This window comes from Paenibacillus sp. 01T443 (assembly GCF_056398325.1).
The window spans coordinates 48,836-69,135 of sequence record NZ_JBFTPE010000021.1 but is presented as its reverse complement, the minus strand read 5'-3'; the positions used below and the strand labels follow the sequence as shown (position 1 = coordinate 69,135).

The 20,300-nt window shown below is 46.6% G+C and carries 22 protein-coding genes and 1 tRNA gene; 10 read left to right on the top strand and 13 right to left on the bottom strand.

The genetic code is table 11. The features are described from left to right. Positions 1–103: 103 nt before the first annotated feature. On the top strand, positions 104–949 hold the full coding sequence (locus tag AC1DLI_RS27800; protein WP_477607944.1) for a MurR/RpiR family transcriptional regulator: 846 nt from the start codon (positions 104–106) through the stop codon (positions 947–949). 83 nt (positions 950–1,032) lie between these two features. Here the strand turns inward: AC1DLI_RS27800 and AC1DLI_RS27795 are convergent, their stop codons facing one another. The 4 genes from AC1DLI_RS27795 to AC1DLI_RS27780 form a co-directional block, all read right to left on the bottom strand. Further along, complete coding sequence (locus tag AC1DLI_RS27795) at positions 1,033–1,392, bottom strand: DUF4870 domain-containing protein (RefSeq protein WP_308998641.1); 360 nt, start codon at positions 1,390–1,392, stop codon at positions 1,033–1,035. Positions 1,393–1,598: 206 nt separating this feature from the next. After that, positions 1,599–1,928, bottom strand: a complete 330-nt coding sequence (locus tag AC1DLI_RS27790; protein ID WP_477607942.1) for a hypothetical protein — start codon at positions 1,926–1,928, stop codon at positions 1,599–1,601. Between the two features lie 195 nt (positions 1,929–2,123). Then, positions 2,124–2,537 carry a YhjD family protein gene (locus AC1DLI_RS27785; protein ID WP_477607940.1) on the bottom strand — a complete coding sequence of 138 codons (414 nt, stop codon included), beginning with the start codon at positions 2,535–2,537 and terminating at the stop codon, positions 2,124–2,126. A 142-nt stretch (positions 2,538–2,679) separates the two neighbouring features. Beyond that, positions 2,680–2,756, bottom strand: a tRNA-Arg gene (locus tag AC1DLI_RS27780). A gap of 181 nt (positions 2,757–2,937) precedes the next feature. On the opposite strand from AC1DLI_RS27780, the gene AC1DLI_RS27775 reads away from it, so the two are divergent. Next, entirely contained in the window at positions 2,938–4,089 is a 1,152-nt protein-coding gene (locus AC1DLI_RS27775) for an HD domain-containing phosphohydrolase (protein WP_477607938.1), read from the top strand. Between the two features lie 299 nt (positions 4,090–4,388). Further along, positions 4,389–4,802 (top strand): organic hydroperoxide resistance protein, encoded by a 414-nt coding sequence (locus tag AC1DLI_RS27770; protein ID WP_477607936.1) that lies wholly within the window; start codon positions 4,389–4,391, stop codon positions 4,800–4,802. Between the two features lie 90 nt (positions 4,803–4,892). Here AC1DLI_RS27770 and AC1DLI_RS27765 read toward each other — a convergent pair whose 3' ends face one another. The 4 genes from AC1DLI_RS27765 to AC1DLI_RS27750 all read right to left on the bottom strand — a co-directional run bounded on the left by AC1DLI_RS27765 (position 4,893) and on the right by AC1DLI_RS27750 (position 8,602). After that, positions 4,893–5,093, bottom strand: a complete 201-nt coding sequence (locus tag AC1DLI_RS27765) for a hypothetical protein (protein WP_477607934.1) — start codon at positions 5,091–5,093, stop codon at positions 4,893–4,895. A gap of 28 nt (positions 5,094–5,121) precedes the next feature. Beyond that, positions 5,122–5,835: an aspartate/glutamate racemase family protein gene (locus tag AC1DLI_RS27760; RefSeq protein ID WP_477607932.1), complete on the bottom strand. Its 714-nt coding sequence runs from the start codon at positions 5,833–5,835 to the stop codon at positions 5,122–5,124. 67 nt (positions 5,836–5,902) lie between these two features. Next, entirely contained in the window at positions 5,903–7,372 is a 1,470-nt protein-coding gene (locus AC1DLI_RS27755; protein WP_477607930.1) for a UDP-N-acetylmuramoyl-L-alanyl-D-glutamate--2,6-diaminopimelate ligase, read from the bottom strand. 42 nt (positions 7,373–7,414) lie between these two features. Further along, positions 7,415–8,602 carry a carboxylate--amine ligase gene (locus AC1DLI_RS27750; RefSeq protein ID WP_477607928.1) on the bottom strand — a complete coding sequence of 396 codons (1,188 nt, stop codon included), beginning with the start codon at positions 8,600–8,602 and terminating at the stop codon, positions 7,415–7,417. A gap of 417 nt (positions 8,603–9,019) precedes the next feature. Here AC1DLI_RS27750 and AC1DLI_RS27745 point away from each other — a divergent pair, with 417 nt between their 5' ends. Beyond that, a complete protein-coding gene (locus AC1DLI_RS27745; protein ID WP_477607926.1) occupies positions 9,020–9,214 on the top strand; it encodes a Spo0E family sporulation regulatory protein-aspartic acid phosphatase in 195 nt (64 codons plus the stop codon). A gap of 7 nt (positions 9,215–9,221) precedes the next feature. On the opposite strand, the gene tadA is transcribed toward AC1DLI_RS27745, so the two are convergent. Then, the gene (tadA, locus tag AC1DLI_RS27740) at positions 9,222–9,686 is read right to left on the bottom strand and encodes a tRNA adenosine(34) deaminase TadA (RefSeq protein WP_477607924.1); all 465 of its coding nucleotides are present in this window, start codon (positions 9,684–9,686) and stop codon (positions 9,222–9,224) included. Between the two features lie 199 nt (positions 9,687–9,885). On the opposite strand from tadA, the gene AC1DLI_RS27735 reads away from it, so the two are divergent. Genes AC1DLI_RS27735 through rluF form a run of 3 tightly spaced genes read left to right on the top strand, consistent with a single transcriptional unit; the run spans position 9,886 to position 13,254 of the window. Then, positions 9,886–11,712, top strand: coding sequence for an ATP-binding protein (locus AC1DLI_RS27735; RefSeq protein ID WP_477607922.1), 1,827 nt, complete (start codon positions 9,886–9,888; stop codon positions 11,710–11,712). A gap of 44 nt (positions 11,713–11,756) precedes the next feature. Then, positions 11,757–12,545, top strand: a complete 789-nt coding sequence (locus AC1DLI_RS27730; protein WP_477607920.1) for an NAD(P)H-binding protein — start codon at positions 11,757–11,759, stop codon at positions 12,543–12,545. A 7-nt stretch (positions 12,546–12,552) separates the two neighbouring features. After that, positions 12,553–13,254 carry a 23S rRNA pseudouridine(2604) synthase RluF gene (gene rluF, locus AC1DLI_RS27725; RefSeq protein ID WP_477607918.1) on the top strand — a complete coding sequence of 234 codons (702 nt, stop codon included), beginning with the start codon at positions 12,553–12,555 and terminating at the stop codon, positions 13,252–13,254. Between the two features lie 67 nt (positions 13,255–13,321). Here rluF and AC1DLI_RS27720 read toward each other — a convergent pair whose 3' ends face one another. Further along, on the bottom strand, positions 13,322–14,164 hold the full coding sequence (locus tag AC1DLI_RS27720; RefSeq protein ID WP_477607916.1) for a flagellar motor protein MotB: 843 nt from the start codon (positions 14,162–14,164) through the stop codon (positions 13,322–13,324). Continuing rightward, the gene (gene motA / locus AC1DLI_RS27715; RefSeq protein WP_477607971.1) at positions 14,148–14,948 is read right to left on the bottom strand and encodes a flagellar motor stator protein MotA; all 801 of its coding nucleotides are present in this window, start codon (positions 14,946–14,948) and stop codon (positions 14,148–14,150) included. The genes AC1DLI_RS27720 and motA overlap by 17 nt, the downstream gene beginning before the upstream one ends. 182 nt (positions 14,949–15,130) lie before the next feature. Between motA and AC1DLI_RS27710 the strand changes: the two genes are divergently transcribed. Then, positions 15,131–15,424 (top strand): hypothetical protein, encoded by a 294-nt coding sequence (locus tag AC1DLI_RS27710; protein ID WP_477607914.1) that lies wholly within the window; start codon positions 15,131–15,133, stop codon positions 15,422–15,424. 131 nt (positions 15,425–15,555) lie between these two features. Then, on the top strand, positions 15,556–16,791 hold the full coding sequence (locus AC1DLI_RS27705) for an EAL domain-containing protein (protein ID WP_477607912.1): 1,236 nt from the start codon (positions 15,556–15,558) through the stop codon (positions 16,789–16,791). On the opposite strand, the gene AC1DLI_RS27700 is transcribed toward AC1DLI_RS27705, so the two are convergent. Further along, positions 16,788–17,309, bottom strand: a complete 522-nt coding sequence (locus AC1DLI_RS27700) for a GNAT family N-acetyltransferase (RefSeq protein ID WP_477607910.1) — start codon at positions 17,307–17,309, stop codon at positions 16,788–16,790. The genes AC1DLI_RS27705 and AC1DLI_RS27700 overlap by 4 nt on opposite strands. A gap of 114 nt (positions 17,310–17,423) precedes the next feature. Here AC1DLI_RS27700 and AC1DLI_RS27695 point away from each other — a divergent pair, with 114 nt between their 5' ends. Then, positions 17,424–18,665 carry an MFS transporter gene (locus AC1DLI_RS27695; RefSeq protein WP_477607908.1) on the top strand — a complete coding sequence of 414 codons (1,242 nt, stop codon included), beginning with the start codon at positions 17,424–17,426 and terminating at the stop codon, positions 18,663–18,665. Positions 18,666–18,802: 137 nt separating this feature from the next. Here AC1DLI_RS27695 and AC1DLI_RS27690 read toward each other — a convergent pair whose 3' ends face one another. Next, positions 18,803–20,146, bottom strand: a complete 1,344-nt coding sequence (locus AC1DLI_RS27690; protein ID WP_477607906.1) for an FAD-binding domain-containing protein — start codon at positions 20,144–20,146, stop codon at positions 18,803–18,805. Between the last annotated feature and the right edge of the window lie 154 nt (positions 20,147–20,300).

Genomic DNA, 20,300 nt, shown 5'->3' with positions numbered 1-20,300 from the left:
TAATAATTATGAAAAAAAATTATCACTAATCGTCAAAAAGGTGTTATACTCCGTTTATAAAAATTTAAATGCGATCATAGAGAAGAATAGGAGATAGTTTGACATGACAGCCTTTCATTTGGAGATGGATCTCGACAATATGTCAAAGAGTCAGCAGGCGATCGCCAATTACGTGATGGGCGCGCTGCAGCAAATTCCATACTGTACGGAGGAGGATATCGCGCTGGCGGTAGGCGTAAGCACAGCGACTGTGTCGCGATTTTGGCGGACGATCGGCTTTTCTAATTTAAAGGCATTCAAGAAGCATTTGCTGCAAAACGAGCATGCGACGCCTGCGCACAAGATGAAACAAATTTTGAATAAGATGGAGCATGAAGAGGCGGATATCGTAAGTGAAATGCTGGAGATTGCTTCTGCGAATGTACAGGTTACGTCGAAGCGGGTGGAGCGGGAGCAATTTTACAAGGTGGTCGAAGCCATCCATGCCGCGCGGAAGGTTTATGTATTCGGTACGGGAGCGGCTGTTAGCTTAATAGAGCTCATACGCTTTCGATTAAATCGTATTAGCGTGCAAATCGAGGGAATGGCAGGCAGCGGAAGCGAGCTGCTAGAATCGCTTGTTCATGCGGGGCCCAATGATGTTGTGCTTATGTTTGGATTTGTTCGGCGCTCTCCAGAAATGACCGTGCTGCTTGATAATGCACGCACAGCAGGTTATACAACAGTGCTTATTACCGATTTGCTCGTATCCGATATGCTGGAGCAGAGCGATCTAGTTCTGCAGGTTGATCGAGGCGAGCTGGAGGGCTTTCATTCGATGGCAGCGCCGGTCGCGCTTATGGATGCATTATCGGTCGCTGTAACGAAGCGTCGCGGGGAGCAGGCGCTTCAGCAGCTGGATCGTTTACATGCGCTGCGGAAGAAATACGCCTCGCTGCTGCCTAAATAAAAAGACGCTGGAGCCTGATCGGCTCCAGCGTCTTTGCTTAAAATATAAGAAATTATAAGTTTTGCGACAGCCGTTTACGCTTGTTATTTGAAAAAACGAATCGTCAGTGGATAACGATAGCCATTACCCTCGGAGGCGCGAATGGAAGCAATAATGGTGAACACGAGCCAGAAAACAAATAATAGCGGCGTAGTGATAAAGCCGATAAGAACGAAAATAAGCAAGCCTGAAATAATGGTATAGATCGCGTTGCTGATCTGGAAATTAAGCGATTCCTTGCCATGCATATCTACGTAGCTCGATTGGTCCTTCTTCATGAGCCAGATGACGAGTGGACCAAGAATGTTGCCGAGCGGAATAATCAAACCGCTGAATGCAAGCAGATGACAGAGCATGCCGTACGTTTTTTCCTCTTTGTGGAGCCCAAAGGGCTGATTCATCATGTGTTGCCTCCCTTAGTTTTTAAAAGATGTTAAATGGCTTTATGTACTTATACGTTGGCAAGGCTGAAACATATGCATAAATATGCTGGGATTTGGCGCTCGTATCGTGTTAGGGGAACAAACGATTTGAAAAAGGTTCATCCGCTAAGATGAAAAAAGGACAATCCAACCGTAGAAAAGCTCTACAATGGGATAGTCCTGTTTATTTAGAAGCTTCCTGGAGCGGGTGGATATGGGGGATTGTTGCTCGGCTCCTTTTTGAAAGCGGCTATGAAGAGAAATACAGCCGTTGTAAGGTGCATGATCATTCCTAGAAATGGAATCCACGCCAATACCGATGTGACAATGCCGAGTATGCTGCCCACAATGGGTTTGTTGTGCTGCGAGCAAAGCACCAACGTTATAATGTGGAGCACAAGTGCGACGAATAGCACGGTGTAACCGGAAAATACAACCAAGGTACCTCCCAGAAAAGGAAAGCCTAGTATGCCTTCCATAATTGCGGTAACCAGCAGCAGCGTGCCAGCGGCCTTCATATCTATTCCTCCTAACGAAATTTTATGGTTAACAGCGGATCGGATGCTTAAAAATAGGAATTGCTTCACGTTCTCTGTTTTTACTTTTTACGCATGAAATGACGTACAGGTTACATCTATTTACGGCTGCGTAGGACAATAAGCCCCGCACGTCAGCGAGACTTTAAAGGAAAGCACATTTCATTGCCCCTTATTCTATGAATCGGTGGATGCATGCTTCGCGAAGATTTCGGAATTATAAGCGGATATCTGTTTGTTTATTTCATTTCGTATGTATTCATGTGTCAGGGTAAGCCGATCTTCATAGCCGCGGCAATTGAAACGATAGGTTAGCTTGTTAGGTGTTCCGTTATCCTTACATACGGTTATGCTTTTTGAAACCAGCAGCTGGGTGTTCGCCGCTAAATCTGCTTTCATTCTCAAAATGATAATGTCTGCGGCCTTAGCAAAGATCGCACGCAAGGAGCGGGCTTTTCTATCCAGCTCGCGCCTATTTCGTTCAACGACAACGAGTGCCAGGGGAAGTATAATGGAATTCTGTATAAGCTGAAGCTCTTCCAACGCAGGCGGCTGGTAATGATTGTTTACCTTATATAACGGCATGGCCATTTGTAAATCACCTCATGCACATTATAGGGGAACAAACGTTCTGTAGTCAACCTATCTATAGCATAAAGATTACAAAAAGACCTTCTACGACGACTGCGTAGAAGGTCTTATTATAATGACGATAGCTGCTTCTAAAAATATATGGCGCGCCCGAGAGGGCTCGAACCTCCCACCTAACGTTTAGGAAACGTTTGCTCTATCCGGATGAGCTACGGACGCGCAGCAAAATTAATTATAACATGCTTACTTTTAAGGAAGCAAGATGAACCAGCCATGATTTGGGATTCTGCAGTTATTGTCGAAAAAGGTCTTTTTTTCGGGTTGAATAGCAGGATAAAAAGTACGGGAAGGCGAATAGTTGTAAGGACGATGAGTTCGAACGGCTGGAGGAATACCCCGTATGTACGAATACTTCAATGAACCTAACTCTTTTAGATTAGATTTATCCCCAGAACAAATGCTTAAGGTCATCTTTGAATATACCGCCAAAATCGCCAATGAGAAAAAGTTAGAAGCTGTTCTCGTCTTAATGGCGAATATGGGCAGGGAAATGGTCGTTGCCGACCGTTGTACGGTCTGGCTAATTGATGTTGCGCGTAATGAGCTGTTTACGGTAGTTGCGCCTGGTGTCGGAGAAATTAGAATACCTTACGGGAGCGGCTTAGTAGGGAATGCAATCAGTACCGGGCAGCCCATTTTTATCGATGATGCTTACGGTGACCCGAGGCATAATCCGGACAGCGACAGAAAGACGGGCTACCGGACAAAGTCGATCATGACCATTCCTTTCCGCAACAATCAGGGAGAGGTTATCGGGGCGTATCAAGCGATTAACAAGCTAACGAAAAAACAGTCGTTTTCAACGCAGGATATGGATTATCTTACGCTTGCTGCGGCCTATTCAGGCAAATCTCTTGAATCCATTATGCTTCATGAGGAAATAATGGAGACACAGAAAGAAATTATTTTGGCTATGGGCAATATTGGCGAGGGACGATCAAAGGAAACGGGAAACCATGTAAAGCGGGTCGCTCATTATTCCTATATTTTAGCGGTAGGCCTTGGCATGAGCAAGGTAGAAGCAGAGATGCTGCGAAGCGCATCACCCATGCATGATATTGGGAAGGTAGCTATTCCGGATGCGATTTTGCAAAAGCCTGGAAAGCTCACAGCCGAGGAATTCGAGCAGATGAAGGAGCACTGCATGATTGGTTACCGGCTGCTGAGAAAGTCCAAGAGACAGCTCCTGCAGGCCGCAGCCATTGTGGCATGGCAGCATCACGAGAAATGGGATGGAACAGGTTATCCGCAGGGGCTTGCAGGCGAGGATATACATATTTATGGACGAATAACGGCGCTGGCAGATGTATTCGATGCCTTAGGCAGCGCTAGAGTATATAAAGAGGCGTGGCCGTTAGAGCGCATTTTGAAACTGATTAAGGAAGAGCGGGAACGGCATTTTGACCCGCAGGTGGTTGATGTTTTTTTCCAGCAGCTGCCCCTTATACTCGAAGTGAGAGATCAGAATGAGGATCTGTTCGAAACGGAATAAAGATGAACGTTAAGACCTTAATGGAGAAATCCATAAAGGTCTTTTTTTATGATCGACCGAAGCTCGCTTCTTTATTGACAACCAACCCATAACCGTGTATATTAAATTTTATAAAATTAAATTGTATCAAATTAAATTGTATCAAATTAATTCACTCGATGTTGGCAGGTTTGCTTAATCAGAGTAGAAAGTACGCATTCGTGCAATACGAATGTTTGATGCCTTCTTCTGTAATGAGAGCCGACTTTATGCGATGCGGGAGTGCAAAGATTTTAAAAAACAAATTGGAGGAATTGATTATGCAAAAACTATACACAGCTACGGTAACGGCAACAGGCGGAAGAGACGGTAAGCTCGTATCGAGTGATAATATTTTAAATGTGGATGTGAGAGCACCGAAGGAGCTTGGAGGTCAAGGCGGAGCAACAAATCCAGAGCAGCTGTTTGCTGGCGGTTATGCAGCTTGTTTCGAGAGCGCGATCAATCTTGTAAGCCGGATGAAGAAAATCAAGGTGGAGAAAACGGAAGTAACCGCCCATGTAACATTGGGGAAGGATGACGGCGGAGGGTATGAGCTGGAAGCAAAGCTTGATATTTCTATTGTCGGAGTTGAGCGGGATGTTGCACAGGAACTCGTCGAAGCGGCTCATCAGGTTTGTCCGTATTCGCGGGCGACTCGCGGCAATATTAACGTAGAGTTCAACCTGGTATAAGGAAAAATAAAGCTAACCTTGCGTTGCAATACAAAAAATCCGGAGATCACTCTCCGGATTTTTTACTTGCATGCAATAATAAGCAGAGGCCTAGGTATGCAGCACAACCTCAAACCAAAGCTTATCATCGGGATAAGCTTTCGTTTGAATGGCTTTTAGCGAAGCGTGGGGGTAACGTGATGCGATATAGTCCCTTTCAGCGGAAGACAGCCTTATTTCCCTGATACGTACGGCGCCTGCAAAAGACTCCGAAAAAAATGACTCAAATGCCTCGAACCCTGTCTCCGTCATGCCAAGCCTCCGTTAGTGCTGTCGTTCATTATTTAAAAATGGATTGTTTGCCGGACAGCTCGATTGACTTCTGAACAAGCACGGACATCGCATCCACGCAATTTTTTGCTACTTCTTCCCGAATCGGAATGCATGATAATTCGGTGCATGCAATGATGACGCAAAGGCATTCATCATGAGTTAGAAGATGGTTAATGATACCTTCGAATTCGGAAGGCTCTACAGGAAGATTTCGTTTAACCTTATTGTAGATAATGTCCATCACATGCTCTTGAACCGCTGCTTCCGGCTCATGCAGCTGCATATTGTACTGTTCGCAGCCCTTGCGGTAAACGCCGCTGCTAACCGTCCCGTTTGTTGCCAAAATACCGACTTTGCAGTGTTCACCGTAAGTATCGTAAATTTCCTTCAAGCTCTCATCTACCATGTTGATAATGTTAATGCTGGTCATCTGCTGCATTTCGTTATAAAAGTAATGCGAGGTATTACATGGTATTGCTATATTCGACACGCCGGATGCTTCAAGCAGCTTTAAATCCTTAGCAACCGCTTTTAGAAAAAGCTCGCCTCTGTTGCCCAATATAACTCCTGTTCGATCGGGCAACGTGGCATGATTAAGGATGACCATATCAATATGGTCCTGATCGCGGTCCGCTGCTGTCTGTTCGATAATCATGTCGAAAAATACGGATGTTGCTTTCGGTCCCATCCCGCCAATGACGCCTAAGCTTTTAGCTTCCATTGTTCAACCTACTTTTATTGAAGTGTTAGTTGCATTTAATCAGATCCCTATGTTCTTTAGTGCACTGTTATTTTGTTTGTAATTTAATTTCTCGGACGATTTCTGCTTCGTTAAAAGGAATTTCTGTTTTCCCGATAATTTGCGTCGTTTCATGGCCTTTGCCGGCGATAAGGATTACATCGTCTTTTTTACTGATTTCAATGGCAAAAGCAATCGCGTCTCTCCGGTCGACAACAGCCTCGTAAGCACCGTTATATGCTTCAACGCCCTCTATAATTTCACGGATAATCAAGTTGTTATCCTGCATCTTCGGATTGTCCGAGGTGATAACGGAAAAATCAGCAAAATTGGCAGCAACCTTCGCCATTGCTCTACGCTTCTCCGTGCCGGATTCTCCATCTGACGCATAAACGCCGAATACAAGAATGATTCTTCCCTTGGCGAACGGTCTTATCGTCGTCAAAGCCTTCTCCAAGCTGTCCTCGGTATGTGCGAAATCGACGATAATTTTAGTGTCTTCGTCTTGATAAACGACTTCTAGACGGCCTTTAATGCCATCGACAGCCAATATACCCTCAGCGATTTGCTGCAGGCTGAATTGGTTGACGTATGCGGTTGCGACAGCCGCCAAACTGTTATATACATAAATCGTCCCAGGGAGATTCACCTTGATGGAGATGCTGCCCTTTGGCGTATTTAGGGTATAGGTAGTGTAATCGGAAAAATAATTAATATCCGTCGCATAGATATCGGCTTCCTGCTCAATTCCGTAGGTGAGAAGCTTTGGCGCCTTGCCCTTTAAACGCTCGATAAGAATCCGGCCGTATTTATCATCGGCGTTAATGATATTGTAGTCCGATGTCATGTCAAACAGCTTCGCCTTAGCCTCGAAATACTCCTCCATCGTATGATGCAGCTCGAGATGATCCGGCGTTAGGTTCGTGAAAATTCCGGTATTGAAACTGGAATGGGCAACCCGGCTCAGGTTAAGCGCATGCGAGGACACCTCCATGACACAATGCTTCATGTGGGCTTGCGTCATTTCAGCGAAGATCTTCTGGAGATTAAGAGACTCGGGCGTCGTGTTTTTATTTTGGAACACCTTATCCCCGATAACCGTGCCTATCGTACCGATTATCCCAAGCGTGGTACCCGTCTGCTCGAAAATGGATTTGAGAAAATAAGTGGTCGAAGTTTTTCCGTTCGTTCCCGTTATTCCAAGAAGATTCATTTGCTCCGTTGGGCGGTCATAGAAATTAGCGGCTAATCGCGCAAGCGCTTCTCGCGTGTCGGCTACCTGCAGAACGGCTACGTCTGCAGCGACAGGAACATCCTTCTCTACTATAATCGTGGTCGCTCCAAGTTCGATCGCCTTATCAATGAAACGATGGCCATCTACCGAAAAACCTGAAATCGCGACAAACACACCGTTTGGCGCGGCCTCCCTGGAATCATAGGCAATCGAGGCTGCTTCTCTATGTAAATCGCCTTTCACGAGCTTATATTCAAGATCTGTAATTAAAGAGGTCAATAACATACGATCAGCTCCATTCTAGTGACCTGTTTCTGTCTGTTCGGGCTATTTTCTTAGAAGCTTTTTCGTTAGCTTGCCGCCGATAATAGAGGCATAGGAGAAGGCTGGCTTAGGATCCTTCCAATCCCAAATGGCATAAGCTTTTGGCTTAAACAACGATACGAATACCTGCCTCCAGGTTAACTGTCCAGTCTTGACGTAGTCGCGGACCGCGAGCATGTCTTCATATCCGTACCAGAATACGCGGTTCGTATTTTCTTTGACGGCTTTTGGGGGAACTAGGTTGCCGCCTGTCAGCTCCTGATAGGTAATCCATGGAATGTTCACGCCAACCTTGTAGAGCAGGTTATTCAAGTTTGTAATCCGGCAGTTGACCTCGATTAAATAATAGCGGCCAGTTTCGGCATCCTTCTTGAACTCGATCTCCGCAAAGCCCTTCCATTTCATCTTCTCCAGAAAAGGAGCGCCAATGTCGAACAGCTCTTGCACGTATCTTTGACCAGTGTACACGGATGCCCCAAAGTTGATGGGATACTGGCGGAATTTCTGGCAGGTTACCCAGTGCGTCACTTTGGAGTCCTGATTTAAATAAGCGTCAAAGGTATACATATGATCGTCAAAGCCTGGAATGATTCGTTGTACGATGACTTCCAAATGGGCTTCCTTTGCTTTGTCCAAGGCTTGCTCAAGCTCCGCGCGGTTGTTCACTTTAAAAAGCTTTCTTCTGAATTTCGCAACGAAGGAAGGGGAGTCCGTCGGTTTAACGATACAAGGATATTTGATCGTTTGATCGATTTTCTCGAAAAAGTTTTCTTCGTTTACCCGGACGGTCTCAGGAACTGAAACGCCGTTTTCAAGCGCTAAACGCTGCAGTACTTCCTTATTCATCATATCTGAATAAATGCCTGGCACGTTTTGCGGAATGAGATAATGTTCTCTCAGCTCCTCCAAATGCTCATCGATGACCTCAAGGTAGGAGTCATGGCAAGGTATAAGGACAGGAGGGGCGCTTTGCTTGCGAGCATACTCCTTCAAAAAACGAATAAATGCAGCCGTATCATCTTTATAATGAGGAGAGATTAGTCTCTCCGACGTATATTTTGAATCCGCGCCATAGGTATCTTTAGTAGAATAATCAACGGCAACCGTATGTACGCCGTTAATTCCCAAGCAACGAATGGTGCTTAAACCAATATAATAATTACAACCTAAAATAACTGCTTTGTTATTCACAAGGGCACATCCCGACATCCGAATTTATGTTCATTTCTATCACATTACGACTAATGTTTAAATAATTTTACTTCATACTTTCTTATAATACAAATGGATTTATCCTCATAATAGCGGATGGCAAACGGATTTTGCTTCCCAATTAGAAGGGGAAAAGCAAGAATAGACCGATGGTTTGCATACAGTCCCCGGTTTCATGAAAGGTCATGCTGGCAAGAATATAAATTACCATATTATGATAGGTTTTTATAGTATAAAAGGACTATAAATTGGAATAATTAACTTCATTTTGTCGAATAATGCCCGAAAATTGTCTGCTTTCGTCGACAAGTTTTTACAAACTCCTTATTGCTCTACGAGTATAATAGAAGCATTACCACACGAGTGCTAGATAAGGAGCGTGCCCCGAAGCGAGCTATGGACAAAAAAAACTTGCTTAAACAATTGCAGTCGCTACGGCTAAAGCTTCATGAAATAGCCGAAGAACGCGGCAGCTTGACAGATCCGGATGTTCTAGCAATTAGCGAAGAGGCCGATCAGCTTATTGTTGCGTTACAGCATATACAAAGAAATGAGCTATCACATATTACATTACGACGTGATGACTTATAGAAGGATACTATTTTACTCTAAGTTTACGAAAAAATTGCGTTAATAAAGATGCGCATTCAGGCTGCAAAATACCACTAGTGAGCTCCGTTTCATGATTGAAACGGGGCTCTTGCAATAAGTTCATGAGCGTCCCGGCACATCCCGCCTTTGGATCAGTTGTTCCGTATACAACACGTTTAACCCTGGATTGGACAATGGCTCCGGCGCACATTGGACAAGGCTCTAACGTGACATATAATGTGCAATCTAACAATCTCCATGCGCCGATGCGATCGCAGGCGTCACGAATGGCTACCATTTCGGCATGCGCGGTTGGATCAAACCGTGTTTCGCGTAAATTGTAGCCCCTTCCTATGATTTCATTATTTCTAACTATAACGGCCCCGATTGGAACCTCTCCGATTTGCTCGGCTTTTTTGGCTTCTTCTATGGCTTCTAGCATCCAATTCTGGTCTTCTTGTTCTCTTGTCATAAGTTAAAACCCCTTTACTTTTTATCATTATACAACGAACAAATATTCTGTTGTTAACATGTAGTGGATAACATTGTGGATAACTAGTGGGATATGCACAAAAATACTCACATTTTATTCAGAGCTGTGCACAATAACTGTTAGTAATGTGTATAAGTTGTTAATAAACACGTTTTTGTGTAAAAGGATGTGTCATACATTGTCGATTAAGATGAAATTCTCTGTCCTGATTACGCTTATCGTATTTACATTCTTCATATTACACCACATTTTAAGTGAATATTCGATGATGCATGACATGCGGGAGCAAGCTCGCCGTACGATGCAGGATACCTCTATGCATATAGCTAATTCCTTTTCCGCCTATGAGAAGCAGTCGGGACTCGGAATTCCCCTCGAAGACGGCGATCTTTCCAGCCCCGGACATCTTTTTGACATCGTAAAAACAATAATCCCCAATATAAAGGAAATTACGGTATTTGAGCAAGACACACTATCGGTTCCGTACGGCACGTATACCTATTTGAATACGATAAGTGAGCAGTCCGTTATAACCGAGGCGAAGAAAACGGGGTTTGAGCTGCGGAAAATGCAAATCAACGGGAAGACTTATTATCGCAGCTATTACTCAAGCGAGAAGATGGGCAGGTATATCATAAGCGTAGTTTATGACGGCGAGGGGTTTAAACAGCTCATCAGTCAAAAACGCAATGATACGCTGATCTACACAGGAATAACGATGATCCTTGTGCTCATCATCAGTTATTGGCTGGTAGGCGTTATGATTAGGCCGCTAAAGGATATTTTATGGAAGGTAAATGAAGTTTCTTCCGCACGCTTTCAGCAGCCCATTCGCATTAAGCGCAAGGACGAATTTGGTTTGCTTGCGTTAAAGGTGAATGCGATGTCGCAAAATTTGAGTATTTATATGAACAAGCTGCGAAGAGCGTTTGAGGAAAACCGGCGAATGAAGGAGCATTTGGAGTCATTCATAAATCATACTAGTGATGCGATTCATCTTAATGATCTGGACGGCAAGGTGATTCAGGTAAATCGGGCTTTCGAGCAGCTCTTCGGCTATGAGGAAGAGGAGGTTATCGGGCTTATCTTTCCGATCCTGCCGGAAACGCATCGGACGGAAATGAAAAATATGCTGAATCAGCTGTTGTTAGGGAAGGCGCTGCCTGCACAGGAGACGATGCGAATTACCAAGTCAGGCGAATTGATTCCCGTTAGCGTGACGCTCTCGCCTATCCGTGATTCTGATGGAACGATTCGAGCTTTTGCCAGTATTTCAAGAGATATGAGAAGCCGCAATAAAATGGAGGAGCTGCTGCGCCGATCGGAGAAGCTGACGACGGTAGGACAGCTTGCGGCGGGCGTAGCGCATGAGATTCGGAATCCGCTAACGACGCTGCGCGGTTTTTTGCAGCTCCAGCAGGAGAGCAAGAAGCTGGCGCTTTCCCACGTAACCCTTATGCTCTCGGAGCTCGACCGTATCAACCTCATCGTCGGGGAGTTTCTAATCTTGGCTAAGCCGCAGGCAACGAGATTTGTGACCAAGGATGTGCGGGACGTGCTGCAGGATGTCATTGCTTTAATGAATAGTGAAGCCCTTCTGCATAATATAGAGTTCTGTATTTCGTTGACGGAAGAAATTTGCCTGATTTCATGCGAGGAAAATCAATTAAAACAGGTATTTATTAATTTATTGAAAAACGCGATTGAAGCCATGCCAAGCGGTGGTGAGATCCACATCCATATCGGACATAAGAGGGAGCATATTTCAATCTCGATTACGGATGAGGGCATGGGCATCCCGGATGAAATGATACCGAAAATCGGCGATCCTTTTTTTACGGGCAAGGAAACGGGCACTGGACTTGGCATAATGGTGACTCAACGGATTATTAACAGCCATCGGGGAACGATGGAGATCAAAAGCCAAGTGAATGTTGGAACTACCATACATGTTATGCTTCCGGCTTTGAAAGAAACAGGAGAGAGCGTTATACTGGAAGCATGAGCATGGAACCGGCTTCTTAGGGGTACGAGGGAGGGAATTCTCCATTGAAGCATGATATCGTATTGAAGGAGACAGGATTAAATAAAGGTTTGTCTGCTAATGAAACAGCCGGCTGTAGTGCTTTGCTTGTGGGGGCTACCGGTTTAATAGGCTCTGCTTTGCTTGGGCAGCTCCTTCGCGATCCGCTCGTAAAAGAGGTAACGGTTCTCGCCAGGCGGCCAATAGTGGTCAAGGGGTTAGGGACAACAAGCGAGAGGATGAAGCTGAGGGTTATCGTGGCAGACCTTGATGACATGGATGAAGCGTTAGATCAGGTAACCGTCGACGCAGTGTTCTGCACGTTAGGGACGACGATTAAAGCGGCCAAGACGCGGGAAGCATTCCGGAGAGTTGATTACGATTATCCGCTAATGCTGGCTCATTTTGCAGAACGAACGGGTGCCTCTCTTTTCTCTGTTGTTACGGCAATGGGAGCGGATTCAAGCTCGAACATCTTTTATAGCAGAGTTAAAGGTGAACTGCAGGATGCGCTGGCCCGTTTGCATATCCCGATTGTGCAGGTATTCCAGCCCTCTCTTCTGCTTGGTGAGCGGACAGCCGTTCGACCAGGCGAAGCCATCGGGGCATTTGTATCAAAAGGGCTGCAGTTTGCGATGATTGGCCCTTTGCGGAAATATAGGCCGATAAAGGGATCGGATGTGGCATTAGCGATGATCCGGGCAGCAGGAAACGCAATGACAAAAGATGCTGCAGCCGCTGCAAGCAAGGCACCGGCTATATATTATTATCCATCGGACAAAATTGCCGATTTGGCAGTACATACAACGGGGTGAAACAGCTTTGAGAATTAATAAGTTTATTAGTGAAACGGGATATTGCTCCAGGCGTGAGGCGGATAAGCTGGTAGACGGCGGACGCGTAACAATTAACGGTGTTACGGCGCAGCTCGGCAGTCAGGCTGAGCTTGGCGACGATGTGAGAGTCGATGGCAAAAAAATCGGCGAGCAAAAAAACCATGTTTATATTGCGCTGAATAAGCCGGTAGGCATTACGAGTACGACTGAGCTTCATATCAGAGGAAATATTGTTGATTTTGTCGGTCATTCAGAGCGTATCTTTCCAATCGGCAGGCTGGATAAGGATTCAGAGGGCCTGATTCTTTTAACGAATGACGGAGACATCGTGAACCCGATTCTCCGCTCGGAAGGGAAGCACGAGAAGGAATATTTAGTCACGGTGGATAAGCCGGTGACAGACGCATTCCTGCAAGGGATGGCGAGCGGCGTTCGCATTTTGGGAAGCATGACTTTACCGTGTGTGGTAACGCGAGTTACGGACCGGGTATTCCGCATTATTTTAACAGAAGGTCGAAACCGCCAAATCCGCAGAATGTGCGAGGCGTTTGGCTATCATGTAAGGCGGCTGCAGCGGCAGCGTATTATGAACATCCAGCTCGCAGGACTGCATGTCGGGAAGTGGAGAGACCTGACGGAGGCCGAGAAGGCGACGTTATTTGAAACGCTGAGCTATAAGCCAGTGTAGACCCGAGAATAAAAGAAAAACCCTGAACCACACTCGGTTTGCGAGTGGGTTCAGGGTTTTTCTTTTATTATTTCGTAACGGCCAGACTTTGCGGATTTGTTTCATCGGAGTAGCTGTGCATGATTGAAACCTCAACCCGGCGGTTTTTGGACTTGCCTGCCGCCGTTTTGTTATCGGCAACCGGCCGATATTCGCCATAGCCGATAGCGCTGAAGCGTTCGGGCTTTAGCTGTTTATTTTCGAGCAAAATATCCATAAAACGAATGGCCCGCATCGAGCTCAAATCCCAATTCGACTTGAAGAAGACAGTCGAGATCGGCGTCGTATCGGTATGGCCGGATACGATGACCTGGTAATCCGGATATTGCTGGAGCATCTTGCCGATGGCAACGGCCAGTGCTTTCGATTCAGGCTTTACTGACGCTTGCGCCGGGGCAAATAAGGCGTTGTCACTAATGGTAATCATGAGCTGGGAAAGATTGAGCTTCGTTTCCAAATCGGTTGTTAGGCCGTTCTTTTTGATATAAGCGTCAACCTTCTTCTTCAGATCCTCAAGATCCTTTTGCTCCTGCTCCATAATGGCCTTGCGAGCTTTTTCCTCAGCGGTTTGGCTTTGGGTCTGTTCCTTGCTATCATCCTTGGAATCAATAATGCCGCCGGCTTCGTCCTGTTTCTTTCCATCATCCTCACCAGATTCCACGATGGATGATTCGGTTAGAACGCCGCTGCCTGTGCTGAGCGCAACGCTAAAGGCTTTGGACATTTCTTCGAACTTTTTCACGTCGACGGAGTTCATGGAGTACAACACGATAAAGAGTGCGAGCAGCAGGGTGAGCAAGTCGGCATAAGGAATGAGCCAGGATTCGTCAACATGCTCTTCATGTTCTTCGTGTCTATGCTTTCTGCTCAACGGCGCCTTCCTCCTTCTCCCTCATCTTCAATCTTTCTGTAGGTGTAAGGAACACGGACAGCTTCTGATTAATCGCGATCGTCGATACACCGGATTGAATGGATAGAAGACCTTCAACCATCATAAGACGAATTTGGATTTCCAGCTTAGACATACGTTTTAGTTTGTTAGCAATGGGATGCCATAGTACATAACCTGTAAAGATACCGAGCAATGTAGCGATAAAAGCACCCGCGATAGCATGGGCGAGCTTCTCCATGTCACTCATATCGGCAAGCGCCGCGATCAAGCCTACAACCGCGCCCAGTACACCGAGCGTAGGAGCGTATGTGCCGGCCTGCGTAAAAATAAGCGCGCCCGCCTTATGGCGGTCTTCCGTTGCAGCAATGTCTTCAAGCAATACGTCACGAACGAAATCTTGGTCATTTCCGTCAATAATCATACGCATGCCGTTCCGAAGGAACGTATCTTCAATTTCATCAACTTTTGCTTCAAGAGCTAGCAAGCCCTCACGGCGCGTAATGGATGCCCACTCCATGAAACGTTGAATCAGTTCATCACGCTGAGGCAGCTTTTGCTCGGTAAATACCATTTTAAACAGCTTCCCGATCTTGGAAAGCTCGGATATGGGAAAGGCGATCATAACAGACGCTACAGTTCCCAAAATAATAATCATATAAGCAGCAGGATTTAAAAGAGACGACAGGTGTGCTCCTTTTAAAACCATCCCTCCGAGTACAGCGACTAACCCTAGAACAAGTCCGATAATTGTTGAATTTTTCATCATACACCCCGTCCAAATCATTTTCGACATTTCTCTACTTCTTCTATTATCGACATATGGGCATTCTGAAGTTAGAGTAAATGAAACGTTTTGGAGGCGAACGCGTTAAAATTTACGAAAATGCGGTAGAATAGTAGAGAGATGTGTATAAAAAATGACGATGATAAAGGTGGTATACGCAAATGGGCGTTAGACATGCAAGGGAATATGCAGATATATTGAAGGATTTGACAGCGGCAGTAGCTGAGATCGAGCACAGTTACACTTTTTTTGAAATGGAACCGGAGGAATGGTCTGTGCTTCCCGTAGAGGATCGGCATGAGGTAATGGAGGCATTGGCGGACGATGTGTTTTTTGGCTTAGGCGAAAACCCGGTAATAGAGGTGGGCACTGGCGTAATTACCTATAATGACAAACATCATGTTATTGAGGTTTCCCAGGATGATAAAGTGACGCAAATTATTAGGCTGATATAATAATCGATATATTGAGTACGATTGAGGGAGCTTATTGTCGGATCTTTACATTTTATGTCGACTCTATTACAATGTTATTCAACAAAGTATGACAGATAATATAACATGTATGTAACATAGAGGAGGCCGCTATGAATGAGTGCTTATCATCGCTGCTTCTGCCGAAGGCGCTTGGTTTAGACGGTGAAACATTAGCTGCATTTTATCAGCCCATTATAGCAATGGATACAAGGCGAATCATGGGTTATGAGGTGCTTGGCCGAGCAGTAAAGGGCGATTCGGTTCGCAGCCTGGGTCCTTTTTTCTGTGATGATCAAATTGCGGAGGAGGACCACATCGTTGTCGATCGATTGCTTCGCGAGCAGGCGTTCTCCAAGCTTACGTTAATAGAAGAGCCGCCTATGCTTTTCATAAATTTAAAGCCATCATGGATTTATCGGTATGAGCAGAACGGCGAGCTGTACACGTTATCCTTGCTCGACAAATATGGCATTGATCCGAAGCGTATCGTCATAGAAATCACGGAGGAATGCTTTCACGGCTCAATGGAGAAGCTCCGCTCCGTGGTTGATCTATACCGGGCGAGAGGCTGCTTAATCGCTATTGATGATGTCGGCAGCGGTTTCAGCAGTACGGATCGCATTGCACATATTCAGCCGAATCTGCTTAAAATCGATATTCATATGATCAAAAAGAGCGCGACGCATGACGGTTATTTCGGAGTGCTGCGCTCCTTCTCCGATTTAGCGGAGCAAATTGGCGCTTCACTGCTGGTTGAAGGCGTAGAGACGCGGGAGGACTTGGCTCGCTCCATACAGGCTGGCGCACGGTACGTTCAAGGCTTTATGTTTGCAAGAGCGGAGCCGGAATTTCGGGAACCCGGATGTTTTGCAGCGATAATTGAAGTAGAGCTTGAGCAGCATTTGCAGCATTATGTAGGGTCCGAGAGGTATTGGCAGAGGCAATCGGAGCAGCTGGCCGAGCAGCTGATTGAGCTGGTACAGAAAGCGGAGTACCCCGAAGACAAGGATGAATGGATCGAGGAGCTGCTTCCTGAGCTTTATGATCATTGTATACGGGTTTACTTATGCAATGATGATGGCATTCAGCTTTCCTCGAATTTTTGCCGGGAATCGGAGCAAGCATGGCGGCGAGAGGACCAGTATCGCGGGGCGAATTGGAGCTGGCGCCCCTATTTTGTTCCTAATCTGGTTCAACTAAACGAGAATCGGCGCGCAATCGTATCACGAGCCTATACGGATCTGGATTCCCATGCCTGGATTAGAACCGTTTCGGTACTGGTTGCGCCTGGACTTATATTATTTATGGATTTGAAGGATGCTGAGCGAGATGCCCAGCGGCTTTAACGAGCGTCCGGCTCATAGACCATGCAATGGCATTCAGCGAAGCCTGCAGATGTCGAACGCGAATAGGTATCCGTAATTTGAAAACCTGCTTGCTGGTAAGCGCGGATGGCGCGTGTGTTCCAAGCCAGCACTTCCAAATCAATTTCGTTTTGAGGGGCGCGGCGCTGGGCTTCCGATACGATAAGCCGTGTGAATGCGGGGCCAAAGCCGCGGCTGCAGAGGTCAGGCCGGAGCCCGAGCCCAAGCCGTGTCACGCCGGTTATCGGAAAGAATTGCGCAAAGCCGAACAAATGGAGACTATTATCCAATACAGCAGCATATTGAGACACACGAAGGACGGAATCGCCAAATTCGATTTCGTCTTTTTTCATTTGCTCCCATGACGGCCAATTATAGCAATCATAGGGCGCATCATAGCTCCAACTGCAAATATCCTGCGCATGAGTAATTTCGAGCGGATGTATGGTCATATCGAATGGTTCTCGATTATAATGGGTGGAGCTTTGGTTGCTTGTCATAGGTCGGTACCTCCGTTGGAATGAGCTGCTGCTTAACGGGTAAAAGGGTTGAAACAGGATAATTATATCAGACAGGCGCAAGAAGAGCGTGCGTATATAAGGAGAAGCATAAGAATGAAGAAGTTAATTTGGCTTGGATGTTTGTCATACCTTGTAATTGGAGTTGCCCATGTGGTGGGCGGGTCCATTTTGGAGCAGCTTATCGATTATTACGGTTTAACCTATAAAGACGGCGGGCAATGGATCATGAATCAGTTTCTCGGTTTTCTGGTAGGTGTTCTGCTCGCGCCATCCATTACCGCGAGGGTTGGTAAACGGGGTGCCGTGTTAATAGCAATGGGTATACTCACGCTTAGTGAAGCAGCTTACAGCCTGCTGCTTCCTTGGGGCTGGATGCTGGCGATTGCCCCGCTTGCGGGGCTCGGCTTTGGGATGACTGAAGCGGTAGTCGGCGCCATGATTATTGATATGGCGAAGAACGGTAAGGCGTCCGCGATGAGCCGCTTGGAAACCTTTTTTGGCGTTGGTGCTTTATTGATTCCCATCGCAGCGGCTTATCTTATTCAGCAAAGCATCTGGCAGGTTTCCTTCCCCATACTGGCTGCTATGTCCGGCGTCACCTTCGTGCTGTGGTTGACCATGTCATTCGGTGAGTTGGATAACCAGCTCGGCTATATGCCGGCCAGGGCTGTGGTGCAAGGCAACGCATCTGAGCCAGAAGGGGGAGCTGCAGCTCGTGCTGCTGAAGCTTCCGTCTTTTTTGGCTATCCGCGCAAAGCGCTGCCATTCCTCTTGTTGTCGGCCTTATTTTTTATGATCTACGTGGGCATGGAAATGAGCTTCTCAAACTATCTTCCTTCTATTCTCATCGTTCGTTCGGAGGTTGATGAGTCCAGCGCTGCAGCTGCTCTCAGCTTATTCTGGGGGACGATGGTGCTTGGCCGTCTGTTTGCCGGCGTGCTTGCGGATCGAATGGGCTACTCCCGTTACTTGTTCATCGCAACGGCAGGGGCTTCCGTTATATTTGTTTTAATGGCCGTTATGGGACAGCTAAGCTGGATGCTTACGCTCGTTGCCTTGAGCGGGTTGTTCTTCTCAGGTATTTTCGGAATCGCTCTCGTTTATGCCAATGAGCTTATTCCGGGAATGACCGAAAGAACCACCAGCTTGCTTGTGGCATGCGGCGGTCTTGGAGGCGCTATTTTCCCGCGAGTGACGGGCTGGTTTATGGATCAGTACAATGTACAGTCCACCTTATGGTATGTTAGCGCGCTCGTTATACTAATGCTGGTTCTGCTGGCGGTTATGCTTGTTCTGGGAAGAAAACAGACGCAGGGAATTCGCTCACGGATTTAAGGTTGTTAGAAGATAAGGGTTTCGAAAGAAATGAAAAACCTCCGTATTTGCTGTTTCAAAGCGAATACGGAGGTTTATTTGTTAGTAAACAAAAGAAATATGGAACGGCTTGTCCAACTCTTGGTGACTGGGGACGGCTACTTCAGTATTGTTTTGTATACTTCAATAGCACGCGCACGCGATGCCTTTAAATCTACAATGGCTCCGCTTTGCGGCAGGTGGATCTCCTTATCGGATAAATGCTCTAAATGAGGAAGCCAACGCCTAATATAGCTTCCGCTAGGATCATGTGCTCGCGATTGCGCTACCGGGTTCATAACGCGGAAATAGGGAGCAGCGTCATAGCCAAGAGAGGAGCACCACAGCCAACCGCCGCGGTTAAGTGTATTGTCATAATCGCCCAAGTGAAGGCGGAAATACTGCTCACCAAGCGTAAAAGGGCAAAGCAGATTTTTGGTTAGAAACATGGCCGTTACCATTCGCAAACGGTTGGGCAGCTCACCTGTGCGGTTGAGCTGTGTCATAGCTGCATCAATGATCGGAATACCGGTGGCAGCCGAAGCCCATGCTTCAAAATTCGTATCCGAAAGCGGAGACAAATCAGCAAGCTGCTCATACCGGAAAAAATCTTCATGATACATCGCTTGATACAAATAAAAATCACGCCATGCGAGCTGGCGGACCCAAGTTTCCGCACCGGGCAGTCCTTCCGTAAGCTCGTAAGCGTGTCGAGCAGAGAGGGCGCCTGTATTCAGAAACCGAGCAAGACCGCTTGTATGCTCCGCTGCGTAAGCGTCACGGCCATTTGCGTATGAAGCAAGGCGCTCGCGTACGAAACGGTCCAGCTTAGCGAGCGACTTCGGCGCTCCTTCTACATTCGTGCCGCCAAGCGCGCAAGAAACGGCTTCTGGCAGTGCGAATGCAAGAGCGACCTTGCCGTCTATTTCGCATAGGGTAGCAAGTTCCTGAACCGCTGTGTCGCTCGCGCTGCTGTAGCACTCAAGCATAAAGCTGCACCACATGCGGTAAAAGGGTGTAAATACTTTATAAGGCTCGGAGCGCCGAGCAAATGCAGGGAACGCTTCTAAGTCAGCAAGCGGCGCGTCTGCAATCGGCATCCAGCGACGTCCTAAACGGCGAGTGATCTGCTGCAGCCGATCATCCCTTTGGCGTGAGTAAGGCGTGTAGTCTGCATGGACGATGACTTCTTCAATCGGATGAGCCTGCAAAAGAGCTTCAGTAATTGATGCAGGATCTCCGTACAGCACATGAAGCTCCTTTCCAGCATTAGAGTAGCTGTGCAGCAAGGAGGCGGCTTGCGCAATAAAGTTTCGGCCGCTATGACTGGTCATTCGGCCGTCGCCAATAAGCACGGGATCTATGATTAGCAGATGAATGCCTTGTGTATCCTTTTTTCTTAAATAGTCAAAGGCGCGCATATCTGTTGTGCGCAAGTCCTTGCGATGAATAAACAAATACATCAGGCATAGCTCCTTCTCCAAAAGCGGCAAATGAAATTCCGCAATCGGCTTGAAATGAAACAGCAAAGCCGCAAGTTGTTTGTCGCAAGAGGACAAAAAACTGCGGCTTTGCTGGATGAGTCTACCCGTGCAACCCTCATTACGAGGGATTAGG